This is a genomic window from Arthrobacter bambusae, assembly GCF_030812595.1.
Classification (GTDB): Bacteria; Actinomycetota; Actinomycetes; order Actinomycetales; family Micrococcaceae; genus Arthrobacter; species Arthrobacter bambusae_B.
Map to the genome: position 1 here is coordinate 13,475 of NZ_JAUSSZ010000001.1, position 14,654 is coordinate 28,128.

At 64.1% G+C, this 14,654-nt stretch carries 12 protein-coding genes; 8 read left to right on the forward strand and 4 right to left on the reverse strand.

Going from position 1 to position 14,654, the window contains the following annotated elements; genetic code table 11:
* Positions 1-77 precede the first annotated feature (77 nt).
* The 4 genes from J2S96_RS00050 to J2S96_RS00065 all read left to right on the forward strand — a co-directional run bounded on the left by J2S96_RS00050 (position 78) and on the right by J2S96_RS00065 (position 5,431).
* On the forward strand, positions 78-1,016 hold the full coding sequence (locus J2S96_RS00050; RefSeq protein WP_306858673.1) for a proteasome assembly chaperone family protein: 939 nt from the start codon (positions 78-80) through the stop codon (positions 1,014-1,016).
* A gap of 35 nt (positions 1,017-1,051) precedes the next feature.
* Positions 1,052-2,407, forward strand: a complete 1,356-nt coding sequence (locus tag J2S96_RS00055; RefSeq protein ID WP_306858675.1) for an MFS transporter — start codon at positions 1,052-1,054, stop codon at positions 2,405-2,407.
* A 101-nt stretch (positions 2,408-2,508) separates the two neighbouring features.
* The gene (locus tag J2S96_RS00060) at positions 2,509-3,825 is read left to right on the forward strand and encodes a DUF4192 domain-containing protein (RefSeq protein WP_306858677.1); all 1,317 of its coding nucleotides are present in this window, start codon (positions 2,509-2,511) and stop codon (positions 3,823-3,825) included.
* Between the two features lie 310 nt (positions 3,826-4,135).
* Positions 4,136-5,431, forward strand: a complete 1,296-nt coding sequence (locus J2S96_RS00065; protein WP_306858679.1) for an RNA polymerase sigma factor — start codon at positions 4,136-4,138, stop codon at positions 5,429-5,431.
* 110 nt (positions 5,432-5,541) lie between these two features.
* On the opposite strand, the gene J2S96_RS00070 is transcribed toward J2S96_RS00065, so the two are convergent.
* Positions 5,542-6,954, reverse strand: coding sequence for an aminotransferase-like domain-containing protein (locus tag J2S96_RS00070; protein WP_306858681.1), 1,413 nt, complete (start codon positions 6,952-6,954; stop codon positions 5,542-5,544).
* Between J2S96_RS00070 and J2S96_RS00075 the strand changes: the two genes are divergently transcribed.
* Positions 6,953-7,963, forward strand: coding sequence for a DMT family transporter (locus tag J2S96_RS00075; RefSeq protein WP_306858683.1), 1,011 nt, complete (start codon positions 6,953-6,955; stop codon positions 7,961-7,963). The two genes, J2S96_RS00070 and J2S96_RS00075, sit on opposite strands and share 2 nt — an antisense overlap.
* A 13-nt stretch (positions 7,964-7,976) precedes the next feature.
* Positions 7,977-8,600 (forward strand): FMN-binding negative transcriptional regulator, encoded by a 624-nt coding sequence (locus J2S96_RS00080; protein WP_306858685.1) that lies wholly within the window; start codon positions 7,977-7,979, stop codon positions 8,598-8,600.
* Positions 8,601-8,713: 113 nt separating this feature from the next.
* On the opposite strand, the gene J2S96_RS00085 is transcribed toward J2S96_RS00080, so the two are convergent.
* The gene (locus J2S96_RS00085; protein ID WP_059389114.1) at positions 8,714-8,935 is read right to left on the reverse strand and encodes a DUF7455 domain-containing protein; all 222 of its coding nucleotides are present in this window, start codon (positions 8,933-8,935) and stop codon (positions 8,714-8,716) included.
* A gap of 222 nt (positions 8,936-9,157) precedes the next feature.
* Here J2S96_RS00085 and J2S96_RS00090 point away from each other — a divergent pair, with 222 nt between their 5' ends.
* Entirely contained in the window at positions 9,158-11,266 is a 2,109-nt protein-coding gene (locus tag J2S96_RS00090) for a DNA gyrase/topoisomerase IV subunit B (protein WP_306858688.1), read from the forward strand.
* A 98-nt stretch (positions 11,267-11,364) separates the two neighbouring features.
* On the opposite strand, the gene J2S96_RS00095 is transcribed toward J2S96_RS00090, so the two are convergent.
* The gene (locus tag J2S96_RS00095; RefSeq protein WP_306858690.1) at positions 11,365-12,357 is read right to left on the reverse strand and encodes a M56 family metallopeptidase; all 993 of its coding nucleotides are present in this window, start codon (positions 12,355-12,357) and stop codon (positions 11,365-11,367) included.
* Between the two features lie 6 nt (positions 12,358-12,363).
* Positions 12,364-12,750 (reverse strand): BlaI/MecI/CopY family transcriptional regulator, encoded by a 387-nt coding sequence (locus J2S96_RS00100; protein WP_306858692.1) that lies wholly within the window; start codon positions 12,748-12,750, stop codon positions 12,364-12,366.
* 285 nt (positions 12,751-13,035) lie between these two features.
* Between J2S96_RS00100 and J2S96_RS00105 the strand changes: the two genes are divergently transcribed.
* Positions 13,036-14,649, forward strand: coding sequence for a cytochrome ubiquinol oxidase subunit I (locus J2S96_RS00105; protein ID WP_306858694.1), 1,614 nt, complete (start codon positions 13,036-13,038; stop codon positions 14,647-14,649).
* The last annotated feature ends 5 nt before the right edge of the window (positions 14,650-14,654 follow it).

Here is a 14,654-nt window from a genome sequence, read left to right on the forward strand (position 1 = left end):
GCCGGCCGCCGCGGCATCTGCCGCAGCGTGCAGCCGCCTGCTCCTCCTTGAATTTGAAACTGCGAAAGGAACATGCCGTGTTTGAACGGATTTCCGGCTCACTCCTTGACCCTGAGTCGCTCTATGCGAGCAATATCGGGATCTTCCACAACCCGGACATCAGGGGCCTCAACATGCTGATGGGGTTCACGGGATTCGCTGATGCCGGCCACGTGGTCCAGCAGATCAACCGGGAGCTGCTGGACACGCTCGACGTCGAAACGGTGGCTGTGTTCGACGCCGACCAGCTCATCGACTACCGCACGCGCCGTCCCCACATCAGCTTTGTCGAAGACCATCTGGAGGACTACAAAGCCCCTCAGTTGGCGCTCTACAAACTAAATGACGGCCTGGGTGAGCCGTTCCTGCTGCTTGCGGGGTTTGAGCCGGACCTTCAGTGGGAGCGTTTCTCGCGCGCCGTCGTCGGGATCGTGGAAAAGCTGGACGTCAACCTTGTCACGTGGATCCATTCCATTCCCATGCCGGTTCCGCACACACGGCCGGTCGGCGTAACGGTGCATGGAAACCGCCCGGAACTCATCGAGGGCATTTCCACGTGGAAGCCGACCGTCGAGGTTCCTGCGGCCATCGGGCACATCCTGGAGTTGCGGCTGATCGAAGCCGGGCGGAAGGTGGGCGGCTACGTCATCCACGTACCGCACTACCTCGCGGATGCCGAGTACCCGCCGGCAGCGGTGGCGGGACTTGAATACCTGGGGGCAGCCACGTCCCTGATGCTGCCGACCGACCGCCTTCGTGAGGCCGGCCGGGAAGTGGGCCGGCAAATCGCCGAACAGGTCGAAGCATCCGAAGACGTCCAGCAGGTGGTTTCAAAGCTCGAGTCCCGCTATGACGACAAGGCCGAGGGGACGGTGCGCCGATCCCTGCTCGCCGACGAAAACGACGAACTGCCCAACGCCGAAGACCTGGGCGCCGCCGTTGAGGCGTATCTCGCACGCAAGGATGCGCGTCCATAAAGCAGCTTTATTCTTCGTCCGGGCATAATGGAAGGGTGAACGCACCCCGCGCCTGGCTCATTTGGACGATTGGGGTGCTTGCCTACCTCGTGGCGGTCGCCCAACGCACATCGTTTGGTGTGTCCGGACTGGAGGCTACCGAACGGTTCCATGCCAGCGCTGCCGCGATTTCCTTCTTCACAGTGCTCCAGCTACTGGTCTACGCGGGCCTCCAAATCCCGGTCGGCCTTCTGGTGGACCGTTTCGGTTCACGCGCCATGGTCGCAAGCGGGGCCGTGCTCATGGGCCTGGGACAGCTCCAATTGGCGTTTGCCGACGCCGTTCCAGCCGGTGTCCTTGGCCGCGTGCTCGTCGGCGCCGGTGACGCGATGACCTTCGTCTCCGTGATCCGCCTTGTGCCGATCTGGTTCGCGCCGGCACGGGTTCCGTTGGTCACCCAGCTGACGGGAATGTCGGGCCAGCTCGGCCAACTCATCAGCGTGGTGCCGTTCGCATTGGTCCTCCACACCGCGGGCTGGAACACTGCTTTCCTTGCGCTCAGTTCGCTGTCTGCGCTGGCCGTGGTGCTGGTTCTTGCTTTGCTCAGGGACGCGCCCCCCGGCCATCCGCCACGGGAGAGCGGCCAAGGCTTGCGCGCCACGGGGATCACGTTGGCGCGGGCTTGGCAACAACCGGGGACCAGGCTGGGGCTTTGGAGCCACTTCACCGTGCAGTTCAGCGGGAACGTCTTCGCGATGTCCTGGGGCTACCCGTTCCTTGTCTCGGCCCAAGGGTTGAACCCGGCAACCGTTTCCGGCCTGATGGCACTCTTCGTCCTCACGAGCATCCTCGTTGGACCGCTGTTCGGGACTTTCGTCGCGAGGCACCCCATGCGGCGCTCGGCAATGGTCCTGTTGATCACCATCGGCACAGCCTTGGCGTGGGCTGCTGTCCTCGCGCTTCCCACCAGGGCGCCGTTGTGGTTGCTGGCCCTGTTGGTGGTGGCCCTGGCGATCGGTGGCCCCGGGTCCATGATCGGCTTTGACTTTGCCCGGACGTTCAATCCTTCGCACAGGATCGGCACGGCAACCGGCATTGTCAACGTAGGCGGATTCGTTGCGGCACTCCTGACCATCTACTTGGTCGGCCTGATTCTCGATGTCCTCCACGCCAACGGGTTTTCCGCCGAGTTGTACGGCCTGGCGCCGTTCCGCATCGCACTGAGCGTGCAGTTCCTGTTCCTCTTGCTTGGCGGGGTTCTCATTCTGGTGACCCGTCGCAAAGTGCGCCGCCAGATGGCTGCCCAGGGCGTGCACGTCCCGCCGCTGCTGGTGTCGCTGGCAGACCAGCGCAGACGCCGTGTGGAATTGCGCCGTGAAAGGCTCGCGAAACAGCGCAGCTCCACGCCGTAGCCTGGTCCGCGGCGCTCCTCCACAGGCAGCTGTGGGCACCTTTGTCCACATAGGGCGATTGGGGCCTGCCGGAGCCCGCTCCTGTTGCCGATGCTGGATTCATGACAGCAGCGGACCGTGTGACCATTTCCCGCCCCGAGGACATCCTGGGCTTCATTCCCCACGCCTTGGGCCTCTGGCCGAAGGAGAGCCTCGTCGCCATCACGCTTCGAGGGCAGACTCTTGGCGCGACCCTCCGCGTGGACCTTCCACCCGAGAGATCCGGGCGCGTGCTTGCCTTGTACTCACGGCGGATCGCTGAGTATCTGGAAGCGGACCATGAGGCCGACGGCGTGCTCTTGGCATTCTTCAGCGAGGACGGTTGGGACGGAAGCGGGCTTGTGGCAGGCAAGCTGCCGCCGCTGCTGGAAGCCCTCGAACCCGTTCTGGCCCACAGGGGCCTGGCGCTGCGGGATGCCTGGTTCATTGGTTCCGACTTCTGGCGAAGTGCATTCTGCGCCGACCTGGAGTGCTGCCCGCTTCCCGGTCGTCCCGTGGACCAGATCCTGGATAGCCGGCTCAACGCGGAAATGGTGTTCAGGGGAAGCAATGTCAGGGAATCGCCCCGGTTATTGGGGCCGGGGGACCAGCCCGTCCGGGATCCGGAATTCATGAAGGCGGAAGGCGCCAAGCTTGAGGACCTGCTCGGGCGGTGGCGGAGCAGGAAGGCCTTCGAAGAAATGCTCGATGTGTGGACGCAAGTCCTCGATTCCAGCCATGCGGAGGAATTCGACGGCGAGGCAGCGGCGTTCCTCCGGGCGAGCATGCGGATCCCTGCCTGGCGCGACGCTGTGGTGGTCCTGGCGGCTGCCGGGAAGGCTGTCGCCCTGGGCGGTGCGGAGGCCTTCGGCTTCTTTGGCCAGGAGGACCATGGCGAGAATGCCTTGGTCATTCCGCCCGGGCTCCGTTCCCCGTCGCCGGTTGCTCGCAACTCGCCGACGGCAGGCCTGTCGCCGGCAGCAGGCCCGCCGTCAGGAGGACGCAAGCCGGCAGGAGGAAAGGGAGCCGGCGGAGGGCGGAAAGCTACGCGGGCTGCTGCCACCGATGTGAATGTCCTGCGTTACGGAGACGTGCTGCTGGGCCTCTACCCGGAGAACCCGGACTGGAACAGGTTGACGAGCCTGGATCAGGTTCTCGCGATGCTCTCCCGGCGCGGTGGCGGGGAGGCGCGCGCTGCAACACTCACTATCCGGGGGTGGATTCAGTGGTGCCAGGGGAGCGGCTCGTTCGCCCACGAGTTCTTTACGCAGGCGGACGCTGAACAACGGGGCTATCGACTCGCGGAACTGCTCGCCGAGGTAGTGAGGCTTGGAACGGTGTGCGGCTGGGCCAGAAACAAGTCGTCCGCGTGGCGTAAGTTCGGCGGCGCCGAGGCATGACACCAACCCTGAGGTGATCCAGGAGCATGCCGTTGGAGTAACTCCGCGCGGCGTGTAATTGTCCGCACGGTAGCGGATATCGCCCCCCGGAAGGGAAAACCGTGAGACAATGGTTGCCGAGACCCGGTTGGGTCCGCGTTTCAAGTGCCGTAAACGTGCCCTGGATTCAGGGAACATTAAAGCGCCGTCGGGAGTTTTACCTAAAGACTCTGCAGTCGGCGATGGCACTTGATTTTATCGCGGACTTGACAGGGTCATAGTGGTGTTGCCCCCATGGCGATTCCACAGACCGCCGCTAGAAAGGTTTTCTGTGACCCCGTCTTCCGCCGAGAAGGAACCCGCCGCCCTGGCTGAACTGTCCGCCGACGAAAAGAAGGCGGCTACAGCTGCGAAGCGTGCGGCAACGCGTGCTGGCAATGCTTCGACTGCAGGTGCAGAGAAGCCGGCACCCAAGAAGCGCGGGCCCAAGCCCGGCGCCAAGGCCGCTGCCGAAGCAGCCAACAAGTCGGCCGGCCCCGACGAGGACTCCGAGGAAGAGGCCGAGGATTTTGACGCCGTCGTTCCCGACGAGGCAGAGCTCACGGATGAAGTCGAAGGCGAAGACGGCAAGAAGCCTGCCGCGACCGGTTCCGGCTTTGTCTATTCCGATGCCGACGATGACGACGCTCCCGTCCAGCAGGTCATGTCCGCCGGCGCCACGGCCGACCCCGTCAAGGACTACCTGAAGCAGATCGGCAAGGTCGCCCTGCTGAATGCGGAGCAGGAAGTCGATCTTGCGCTCCGCATTGAAGCCGGCCTCTTCGCCGAAGAGAAGATCAACGCCGATGACGGCTCCATGGACCCGAAGCTCAAGCGTGAACTCGAGTTCATCATCCACGACGGCAAGAGGGCCAAGAACCACCTCCTCGAAGCCAACCTGCGCCTCGTGGTCTCCCTGGCCAAGCGCTACACGGGCCGTGGCATGCTGTTCCTGGACCTCATCCAGGAAGGCAACCTGGGCTTGATCCGCGCAGTGGAGAAGTTCGACTACACCAAGGGCTTCAAGTTCTCCACCTACGCGACCTGGTGGATCCGCCAGGCCATCACCCGCGCCATGGCGGACCAGGCCCGGACCATCCGCATTCCGGTGCACATGGTGGAAGTCATCAACAAGCTGGCACGCGTCCAGCGCCAGATGCTGCAGGATCTTGGACGCGAACCTACGCCTGAGGAACTGGCCCTGGAGCTGGACATGACCCCCGAAAAGGTCGTTGAAGTCCAGAAGTACGGCCGCGAGCCCATCTCGCTGCACACCCCGCTCGGCGAGGACGGCGACTCTGAATTCGGTGACCTCATCGAGGACTCCGAAGCTGTTGTGCCTGCGGACGCTGTGAGCTTCACCCTCCTCCAGGAGCAGTTGCACTCGGTGCTCGACACACTGTCCGAGCGCGAAGCAGGCGTCGTCGCGATGCGCTTCGGCCTTACCGACGGCCAGCCGAAGACTTTAGACGAAATCGGCAAGGTCTACGGAGTTACCCGCGAACGCATCCGCCAGATCGAATCCAAGACGATGTCCAAGCTGCGTCACCCCTCGCGTTCGCAGGTTCTGCGCGACTACCTTGACTAAAGCAACTTGACTGAAGCAACGGACGCCGTGCCCTAACCGGCACTGCCCCGCAGGAAGTGGACCCCCGGAATCCTCCGAGGGTCCACTTCCTGCGTTCAGGGGCTGTTCCGTCAGGGGCTGTTCCGTTCGAGGGCTTGTCCCAGGATGCGTGCACCTTCCGGGAAGGCGGCTGGGTTGGGTCCTGCGTAGTTGAGCCGGATGAATGGTCCCGCCGGCTCGGCCGGAAACCATTCGGAACCCACTGCGATCATGACTCCGGCACTCTCGCAGTCACGGTTCAGCCCCTCAAGGTCCGTACCGTCGGGCAGGCGAGCCCAGAGGTTCAGGCCGCCCTTGGGAATGAGGCTGAGGTCGGCGCGGGGTGCGTGCTCACGCAGGCTTGCGGCAAGCAGGTCGCGGCGTGACTGGAGCTGATGGCGGAGGCTGCGAAGATGCGTCAGCCAAGCCGGCTGTGTGACGACATCGAGTGCGGCAGCCTGCAGCAATCCGCTGACATACATCGACTCGGCCGCACGGTCGGCAAGGATGCGTTCGCGGGCGGGCCCGCGGGCGATAACGGCGGCAACGCGGATGGCTGGTGAAACGCTTTTCGTGAGGGAGCGCAGATAGACCACATGGCCGGAGTCGTCATGTGCGGCGACGGGTACCGGCGTCGACGTGATGCCGAAGTCATGGGCCCAGTCGTCCTCGACGAGGAACGCGCCGAACCGTCGGACGACATCCAGGACTTCTTCCCTCCGACGGGGGGACCATTGGGCTCCAGTGGGGTTGGCATAGTTCGGTTGGGCGTAGAACAGCCGCGCACCCGTCTCCTCAAATGCCCTGCCCAATTCTTCGGGATCCGGCCCATCGGATCCGCAGGGAACCGGGACAATGCGGACTCCGGCTTGCGTCGCGGCCAGGATTGCTCCCCAGTAGCTCGGAGACTCCATGAGCAGCGGCTGCCCGTGCCCTACCAATGCAGTGAAGATGGAGCTGAGGCCGCCCTGGCTGCCCGGCAGCACAATTACGTCGCTCGGTGTTGGCGGAGTAAGTCCTGCCGGAGTTGCGGAGCCAAGTTCGTGGGCAAACCAGGACTGCAACTCGGGAAGCCCGGGCACCGGTGGCCGGGACAAGGCAGCGTCGCCGCGGGCCGCGCGGGCGAGGGCGGCTCGCACAAGCCGCTCCGGCAGGAGTTCCCTGTCCGGATACCCCGCATGGAAAGAAATGGTCGCGTTAGACGTGTCACGCATTGTGGTGGAGGCCGGGCGGGGAGGCGCCTGCGGTGCACGCAGCGCCGCGGTTTGCCAGCCGTAATCCGAGGGGCGTGCTGTCCGGACCGCCCGCACGAACGTGCCGACGCCGGGCCGGCTCTCGATCAAGCCCTGCGAGGCGAGCGCTTGCAAGGCTTTCTGCACCGTCACAGGGCTGGCCTGGTACTCGGCGACAAGTGACCGGGTGGACGGCAGGCGGGATCCCGGTGCTGCCGCAGCGATCCATTCGCGCAGCTGTGTTGCAATCCTCGAGCTGCTATCGTTGTTCATGAGAGATAATAGTAGCGCTACTACGATTTTTCGCCCAGTGATACCATCCCGCTCTGCACCTGGCCTTTGGTGGGGCCTTCTAGGAGTAGCGGCGTTCTCGTTCACTGTTCCCTTCACCCGGGTGGCGGTTGGTGGCCTGTCGCCCTTGTTCATCGGCGCGGGCCGTGCCGTCGTCGCGGCAATACTCGCCGCATCCGCCCTCGCGCTCACAAGGCAGCGCCTTCCTCGAGGAAGGCAATGGGCACGCCTGGCCTTGGTTGCCGCCGGGATTGTTGTCGGTTTCCCCCTGCTCACCTCGTACGCACTCACGACGGCGCCTGCCAGCCACGGTGCCGTCGTCATCGCCTTGTTGCCGGCAGCAACGGCAACCGCCGCAGTGCTCCGTGGACGCGAGCATCCGTCTGTCGCTTTCTGGCTGGTCACAGCCGTTGGGGCTGCTGCGGCCATGGCATTCGCCCTCGCCCAGTCCGGCAACCCACTGCAATCCGGCGGGTTCGGGCAAACTGGCTGGGCGGACGTACTCCTGCTCGGTGCCGTCGGCGCTGCGGCCATCGGTTACGCGGAGGGCGGCCTGCTCGCCCGCGAACTCGGCGCATGGCAGACCGTATCCTGGGCGCTCGTCCTGGCACTGCCCCTTATGGCCGCCCTGACAACGCTCTCCATGACCCAGCACCCGCCGGCGGCCTCAGCAGTCCAATGGGCTGCTTTCGCTTACCTCGGAGTCGTCAGCATGTTCTTCGGCTTCTTCGCCTGGTACCGGGGGCTCGCCATCGGGCCCATGGCGAAGGTCAGCCAAATACAACTCGTCCAGCCGGTCCTGAGCATTTGCTGGGCGGGGCTGCTGCTCGGCGAATCCCTGGACTGGACCACAGCCATCGGTGGACTGGCCGTTATCGTTTGCGCCGGGGCGGCAGTCAGGGTCCGGCTCCAGCCGGAGCCCGCGCAACAGAATCGCCGGGAATCACCGGAACGCCGGGATCACCAGCCACCACAACCAGCCGCACGATAGGAAGAATGGAACCATGTACATCCCAGCGCATTTCGCAGCCGGACCCGAGCTCCTCAGCGAGCTCCTCGCACAGCCAGGCGCGGCGAATCTGGTCACGATGACGTCGCAAGGCCTGCTGGCGACGTTCCTGCCGCTCGTCTACGATCCCTCGGTTGGCGAACACGGCGCGCTCCACGGACATCTCGCCAGAACCAATCTGCAATCGTCCGAGCCGCCGATCGGAGAATCACTCGTGATCATCCAGGGCGCGGACGCCTACATTTCGCCCTCCTGGTACGCATCGAAGGCAGAGCATGGACGGGTCGTCCCGACGTGGAACTACTCCACTGCCCACGTGTACGGCAGGCTTGCCGTCCATGACGATGCGACGTGGCTCGGGAACCATGTCAGGCGGCTGACGGACCTCCACGAAGCCCGTTTCGAGCGGCCGTGGTCCGTGGACGACGCGCCGGAGCGCTACGTCTCCGGCCAGTTGCGCGCCATCGTCGGCATCGAGCTGGTTATCACCCGCATCGAAGCCAAGGCCAAACTGAGCCAGAACAGGCCTGGCAAAGATATCGAAGGGGTCCTGGCCGGGCTTGATGCCCAAGGACATCATCAGGTCGCCGCCGACGTATCCAAAGCCAGGCAGGAGTGACGGCGCCGCGGCGCCCCCATGGATGACGCAGCAAGGCCCCCTCCGTCCGGAGGGGGCCTTGCTGTCTCTGTGAAATTATGTGAGCCGAGCGGCCGCTGGGGCCGCATGGATGGCTAGTCGGCCAGGACGGGTTCCTTCTCCTGAAGGCGGGCCGTCTCGTCATGCCAGTCCGAGGTCATCGGCCGAAGCGTGGCCTCTACTGCACGTGCGTGGTGGCCGCAGAAAAGCAGCTCACCGCCGGAGGACTCGAGTACAACGCGGACATATGCCTGGGCCCCGCAACGATCGCACCGGTCGAGTGCATTGAGTGTGCGGTCTGCAACTGCTGTTGTCATGTTCGGCCTCCTTAGTAGTTCTGTGTATCCATATAACCAGCATTCGAAGCAAAACCATGGCAAGGATGGGTCACGTTCGCTGTCCGCGTATCACATGTGCGTAACACCGGGAAGTGGCGTGCAGCACGATTGGGAGTGGCAGCTCTCGTCCGGCCTCCGGGGCAGCTAGCCTAGGAGGAGTGTTTTTTGCCTCTGTAACACCCCCGAAGGAGCGCCCCGCCCGTGGCACCGAGTTCTGAATACAACGCCCGGCACCTTTCAGTTTTGGAAGGCCTGGAGGCGGTCCGCAAACGTCCGGGCATGTACATCGGTTCCACCGACTCACGCGGCCTCATGCACTGCTTGTGGGAGATCATCGACAACTCGGTGGACGAAGCGCTGGCGGGCTTCGGCCACGACATCCAGATCATCCTGCACGCGGACAATTCGGTGGAAATCCACGACGACGGCCGCGGCATCCCGGTGGACCTGGAACCCAAGACCGGGCTCACCGGCGTCGAAGTTGTCTTCACCAAACTGCACGCAGGCGGAAAGTTCGGCGGCGGCTCCTACACGGCTTCCGGCGGTCTGCACGGCGTGGGCGCGTCCGTAGTGAACGCGCTCTCCTCCCGTCTTGACGTGCAGGTGGACCGCGGCGGGAAGACGTACCAAATGTCTTTCCGGCGGGGGGAGCCCGGACGGTTCAAGGACACCGGCTCGAAGCCCAGCCCGTCGTCAGTCTTCGAACCGTTCGTCGAGAACTCGGTGCTCGACGTCGTGGGCAAGGCCAAGCGGGGCGTCACCGGTACCCGCATCCGTTACTGGGCAGACCGGCAGATCTTCACCCCGGACGCGAAGTTCTCCTACGAGGATCTTGCGGCGCGCGCCCGGCAAACGTCATTCCTTGTTCCGGGCCTCAAGCTCACGGTGCGCGACGAGCGCCGGCTCCCAGGTACGCCCGGCGAAAACGGGCCTCATCAAGAGGTCTTTCATCACGACGGCGGCATTTCCGAGTTCGTCGACTTCCTGGCCGTGGATTCCGGGGTTACCGATATTTGGCGGCTCCACGGTGCCGGCAAGTTCAAGGAGACCGTTCCGGTCCTTGACGAAAACGGGCACAGCAAAATCGCCGAAGTGGAACGCGACTGTGAAGTGGACATCGCGCTGCGCTGGGGGATCGGGTACGAAACCACCATGCGGAGCTTCGTCAACATCATCGCCACGCCTAAGGGCGGTACCCACCAGGCGGGCTTCGAGCAGGCCCTCCTGAAGACCTTCCGCAAGGCCGTCGAAACGAACGCGCGCAAGCTCAAAGCGGGCAACGACAAGATTGAGAAGGATGACGTCCTGGCGGGCCTCACGGCGGTGCTGACGGTCCGCTTGGCAGAGCCGCAATTCGAAGGCCAGACCAAGGAGATCCTGGGCACTTCGGCCGTCAAGGCGATCGTTGCCAGGGTGGTCGAGCAGGAAATCACGGCGCGCCTGAACTCGGCGAACCGCAACGACAAGGCCCAGGCGGCACTGCTGCTTGAGAAGGTCGTCAGCGAGATGAAGTCCCGCATCTCAGCCCGCGTCCATAAGGAAACGCAGCGGCGGAAGAATGCGCTCGAAACGTCGTCGATGCCCACCAAGCTGGCAGACTGCCGGACGGACGACGTCGGACGCTCCGAGCTGTTCATCGTCGAAGGCGACTCGGCCCTTGGCACCGCAAAGCTGGCGCGGTCCTCGGACTTCCAAGCGTTGCTGCCGATCCGAGGGAAGATCCTGAACGTGCAGAAGGCCTCGGTGGGGGACATGCTCTCCAACGCGGAGTGCGCTGCCCTCATCCAGGTAGTGGGTGCCGGTTCGGGCCGGAGCTTTGACATTGACGCCGCCCGTTACGGCAAGGTGATCCTGATGACCGACGCGGACGTCGACGGCGCGCACATCCGTACGCTGCTGCTCACCTTGTTCTTCCGGTACATGCGTCCGATGATCGACGAGGGCCGGGTATATGCGGCAGTTCCGCCGTTGCACCGGGTGGAAGTCATCAACGCCGGCCAGAAGGCCAACGAGATGATCTACACGTACTCGGAAGCCGAACTGCACGTCCTGCTCGCCAGGCTCGCCAAGGAGGGCAAGCGCTACAAAGAGCCGATCCAGCGCTACAAGGGCCTGGGTGAAATGGACGCCGAGCAGCTCGCGGAGACCACCATGGATCCGCGCCACCGCACCCTCCGCAAGGTGGGGATTGAGAACGCCAAGATGGCGGAGGACACTTTTGACCTGCTGATGGGATCGGACGTCGCCCCGCGCAAGGACTTCATCATTGCCGGCGCTGCGGACCTGGACCGGGAGCGCATCGACGCGTGATTCCGGCCGGACATGCCCCCTCCCGGGACTAGGCAGTGGACATAGCGGGATTATGTCCATTGCCTGCTCCCGGGGCCGGACATGTCCGGAGGCCTGGTTCAGCCCAGCAGACCCGGCACGATCAGCAGGCCTGTCGGAACCGCGAGCAACATGGCCGAAGCCGCAAGTACTAAAGCGCGCTGGGCTGCCGGAAGCGGCGGCCTGGGTGAGAGCAGCCGGCTGACGCGTGACGCCGTCGTACGCGGTGAATCGGCGCCCCCGGTGCCGCTCAAAGAGCTGGCGTCCGGGGAAGTGTCCTGCCCGCTTGTTCCGTGAGGCGCGAGGTGGTCCACGGGACGCGCGGAGCCGCTGGCCACGATCGCGATGGCCTTGATGAGCGTTCCCTTGCTCTCGGTACGCAGGGCGACATCATCGGCAAGCATTTCGATCAGCGAGTTGACCGCAACCTGGGCGAGCCGAGTGGTGGGAAACCACGGCAGTGCCTGGCGCCACGCCGCGAAGGCCCACAAGAGAAGGTCGTGGCGTTGCGAGAGGTGGGCATTTTCGTGAATAAGGACGGCCCTGAGCTCGGTGGGCTCCAAGGCTGCCATCAGGCCGTCGGAGAGGACGGTCACTGACCTCGCGCCGCCGGGCAGGCAATATGCAACGGGGGAGTCGTGGTTGATGACCACGGTGCCGGATCCGTCCCCGGACGGTGAGGCCAGAAGAGCGAGGAGTTCGCGGTGCCTCCGCCGCTGCCGCTCGATCTTCACGTAGGTGAGCAGAAGGGTGAACACGAGATGGGCGCTCAGCAGCGCCGCGGCGGACAAAGCGAACAAGTGCCAGAAGCCCAGTGCCGTAGTGGGCTCGTTGTGAAGGACCATGCCTGCCAAGGCACGCAAGCCCGCAAGGAGGTTGTCGCCGATGGGCTCAAGCCCGTAGACGAGCATGGCCCCGATCATGGACAGGCCACCCGCGAGTGCGATGGCTTGCCAGAGGACCATCGCCATGAAGGGGGCGCGCGAGGGCCACTCGGCGCGCGACAAGAGGACAGGAACCGGCCAAGCCAGCACCAAAGCCAGGACCGCCAGAGAATATGAGGTCCAGAACATGGGGGCTTAGTCTTGGCCGAGCAGCTTGCGCAGCGTGGCAGCTTCACTTTCGCTCACGGAACCGATGAACCGGGCAAGCACGGCTTCGCGGTCCGGAGCAGAGCCCAAGGCCTCATGCATGAGGTCCGCAGTGTGGTCCGCGCGGCTCGAAACAGCCTGGTAGCGGTGCGGGCGGGTGCCGCGTTCGCGCTCTACGAGGCCCTTCTTCTCAAGGCGGGACAAGACCGTCAGCACCGTAGTGACAGCGAGGTCCTTGCCCTGGTGTCCGGCAATGCCATCGGTGGCGGCAGAATCCTGCGCCAGCAGGTCACGGAGTTTGTTGGCTGTCGCAGCCTCCTGGCCCGCCCAAAGGAGATCCATGACCGCCCGTTCCAGTTCGCCAAGACTTGCCATCAACGCATCCCTACTTTCCGCACTGCCCTGCCCCTGCGTGAGCCCCGGGTCAGTGCGACGATCCAACATTCCACGTTCAATCTACCGCTTTTCAAGCGGCGATTCTACGTGAAGTAGAACATGCGGAGCGGCGTGTCCTTGCGGCACTGTGACGCCACTGGAAGAGTGGTGAGCACATTGCAGGGGATTGTTCTACACTGTGTAGAAGAAAATATTTTCTACGTAACGTAGAAGATGGCCGCCGCAAGGTTGGCGGCTGGATGATGCCGGATAAAAAGGACAGCCATGGACGCCTTGGAAATCGCACGCTGGCAATTTGGAATCACCACGGTTTACCACTTCATGATGGTGCCCCTGACCATCGGGCTGGGGCTTGTCGTGGCGGTCATCCAGACCCTGTGGTACCGCACCGGCAAGGTGGAATACCTGCGGATGACCAAGTTCTGGGGCAAGCTCTTCCTCATCAACTTCATCATGGGCGTAGCCACGGGCATCGTCCAGGAATTCCAGTTCGGCATGGCCTGGAGCGAGTACAGCCGATTCGTAGGCGACGTGTTCGGTGCGCCCCTGGCCTTGGAAGCGCTTCTGGCGTTCTTTGTGGAATCGACCTTCCTGGGACTCTGGATCTTCGGTTGGAAGCAACTCAAGCGCGGTGTCCACCTCGCGTGCCTCTGGATCGCCGTGATCGGCTCGTTCTTCTCGGCCTACTTCATCATCGTGGCCAACTCCTGGATGCAGCACCCCGTCGGCGTCACGATGGTCAACGGGCGCCCGCACATGACCGACGCCTGGGCCGTCTTCACCAACAACACCGCCTTGGTGGCCGTTCCGCACACGCTCTTCGGCGCGCTGGCCGTCGCCGGTGCGTACCTCCTCGGTATCGCCTGGTACCACCTCTGGCGCCGCCGCCACGATGGCATTGACACGATGGGCGCTGACGGACGGGCCGTTCCGGGCGAAGCGGACATCCCCGGCCGGGACAAGACCGACTACAAGGTATGGATCCGCTCCTTGCGGATCGGCGCCGTCGTCGCCATGATCTCCTTCGCCGGTACCGCCATCACCGGCGATATGCAGGGCAAACTGATGTTCGAACAACAGCCAATGAAGATGGCCGCGGCCGAGGCCGCCTGCCACGACGGCACCGGATTCTCCGTGCTGAGCATCGGCAACCTCGGGTCCAAGAACTGCAACGACATCGTGGCCGTGATCGAGGTCCCCGGCATCCTCTCCTTCCTGGCCAAAGGCGATTTCAACACGGAAGTGAAGGGCGTCAACAGCCTCCTGGACGAATACAAGGCCAAGTACGGCACCCACCTGACGGACAGTGCCCTTTACGGAGACCGCGCAGGCCAGGAAATCCAGTACGTTCCCGTCATGGAAGTGACCTACTGGGGGTTCCGCATGATGATCGGCTTCGGCGGGATCGCCGCCTTTGCCGCATTGCTTGCCCTGTGGGTCACGCGCAAGGGCATGGTCCCGCAATCCCGCTGGATCATGCGCCTTGCTGTCTTCGGCATCCTGGCTCCCTTTGGAGCCAACGCAGCCGGCTGGATCTTCACCGAAATGGGCCGGCAGCCGTTCGTCGTCGCACCCAACCCGGACGCCAGCGGCGTCGACCAGGTGTTCATGTTCACGGCAGCGGCCGTCTCACCAGGTGTTTCCGCCGCTGAGCTCATCACCTCGCTGGTGGCGTTGGCCTCCATCTACGCGGTCCTCCTGGTGGTCGAAGTCCGGCTGCTGGTCAAATACGCCCGTGGAGGCGTGGCTTCGGCAATGCCTGAACTCGCCGGGGCCCGCGGCAGCGAAAAGAAGGAAAAGAAGGACGACGACGGCGGCACCCCTGGAGCCCCGGGCCAGCCCGGCGACAGCGACGACGTCCTGGCATTCGCCTACTAGGAAGC

Excerpts from the sequence above, each read along its gene's own strand:
- J2S96_RS00060 (WP_306858677.1), top strand. The coding sequence starts at position 2,509 with ATGACAGCAGCGGACCGTGTGACCATTTCCCGCCCCGAGGACATCCTG.
- J2S96_RS00075 (WP_306858683.1), top strand. The coding sequence starts at position 6,953 with ATGAGAGATAATAGTAGCGCTACTACGATTTTTCGCCCAGTGATACCA.
- J2S96_RS00070 (WP_306858681.1), bottom strand. The coding sequence starts at position 6,954 with ATGAACAACGATAGCAGCTCGAGGATTGCAACACAGCTGCGCGAATGG.
- J2S96_RS00080 (WP_306858685.1), top strand. The coding sequence starts at position 7,977 with ATGTACATCCCAGCGCATTTCGCAGCCGGACCCGAGCTCCTCAGCGAG.
- J2S96_RS00085 (WP_059389114.1), bottom strand. The coding sequence starts at position 8,935 with ATGACAACAGCAGTTGCAGACCGCACACTCAATGCACTCGACCGGTGC.
- J2S96_RS00095 (WP_306858690.1), bottom strand. The coding sequence starts at position 12,357 with ATGTTCTGGACCTCATATTCTCTGGCGGTCCTGGCTTTGGTGCTGGCT.
- J2S96_RS00100 (WP_306858692.1), bottom strand. The coding sequence starts at position 12,750 with ATGGCAAGTCTTGGCGAACTGGAACGGGCGGTCATGGATCTCCTTTGG.
- J2S96_RS00105 (WP_306858694.1), top strand. The coding sequence starts at position 13,036 with ATGGACGCCTTGGAAATCGCACGCTGGCAATTTGGAATCACCACGGTT.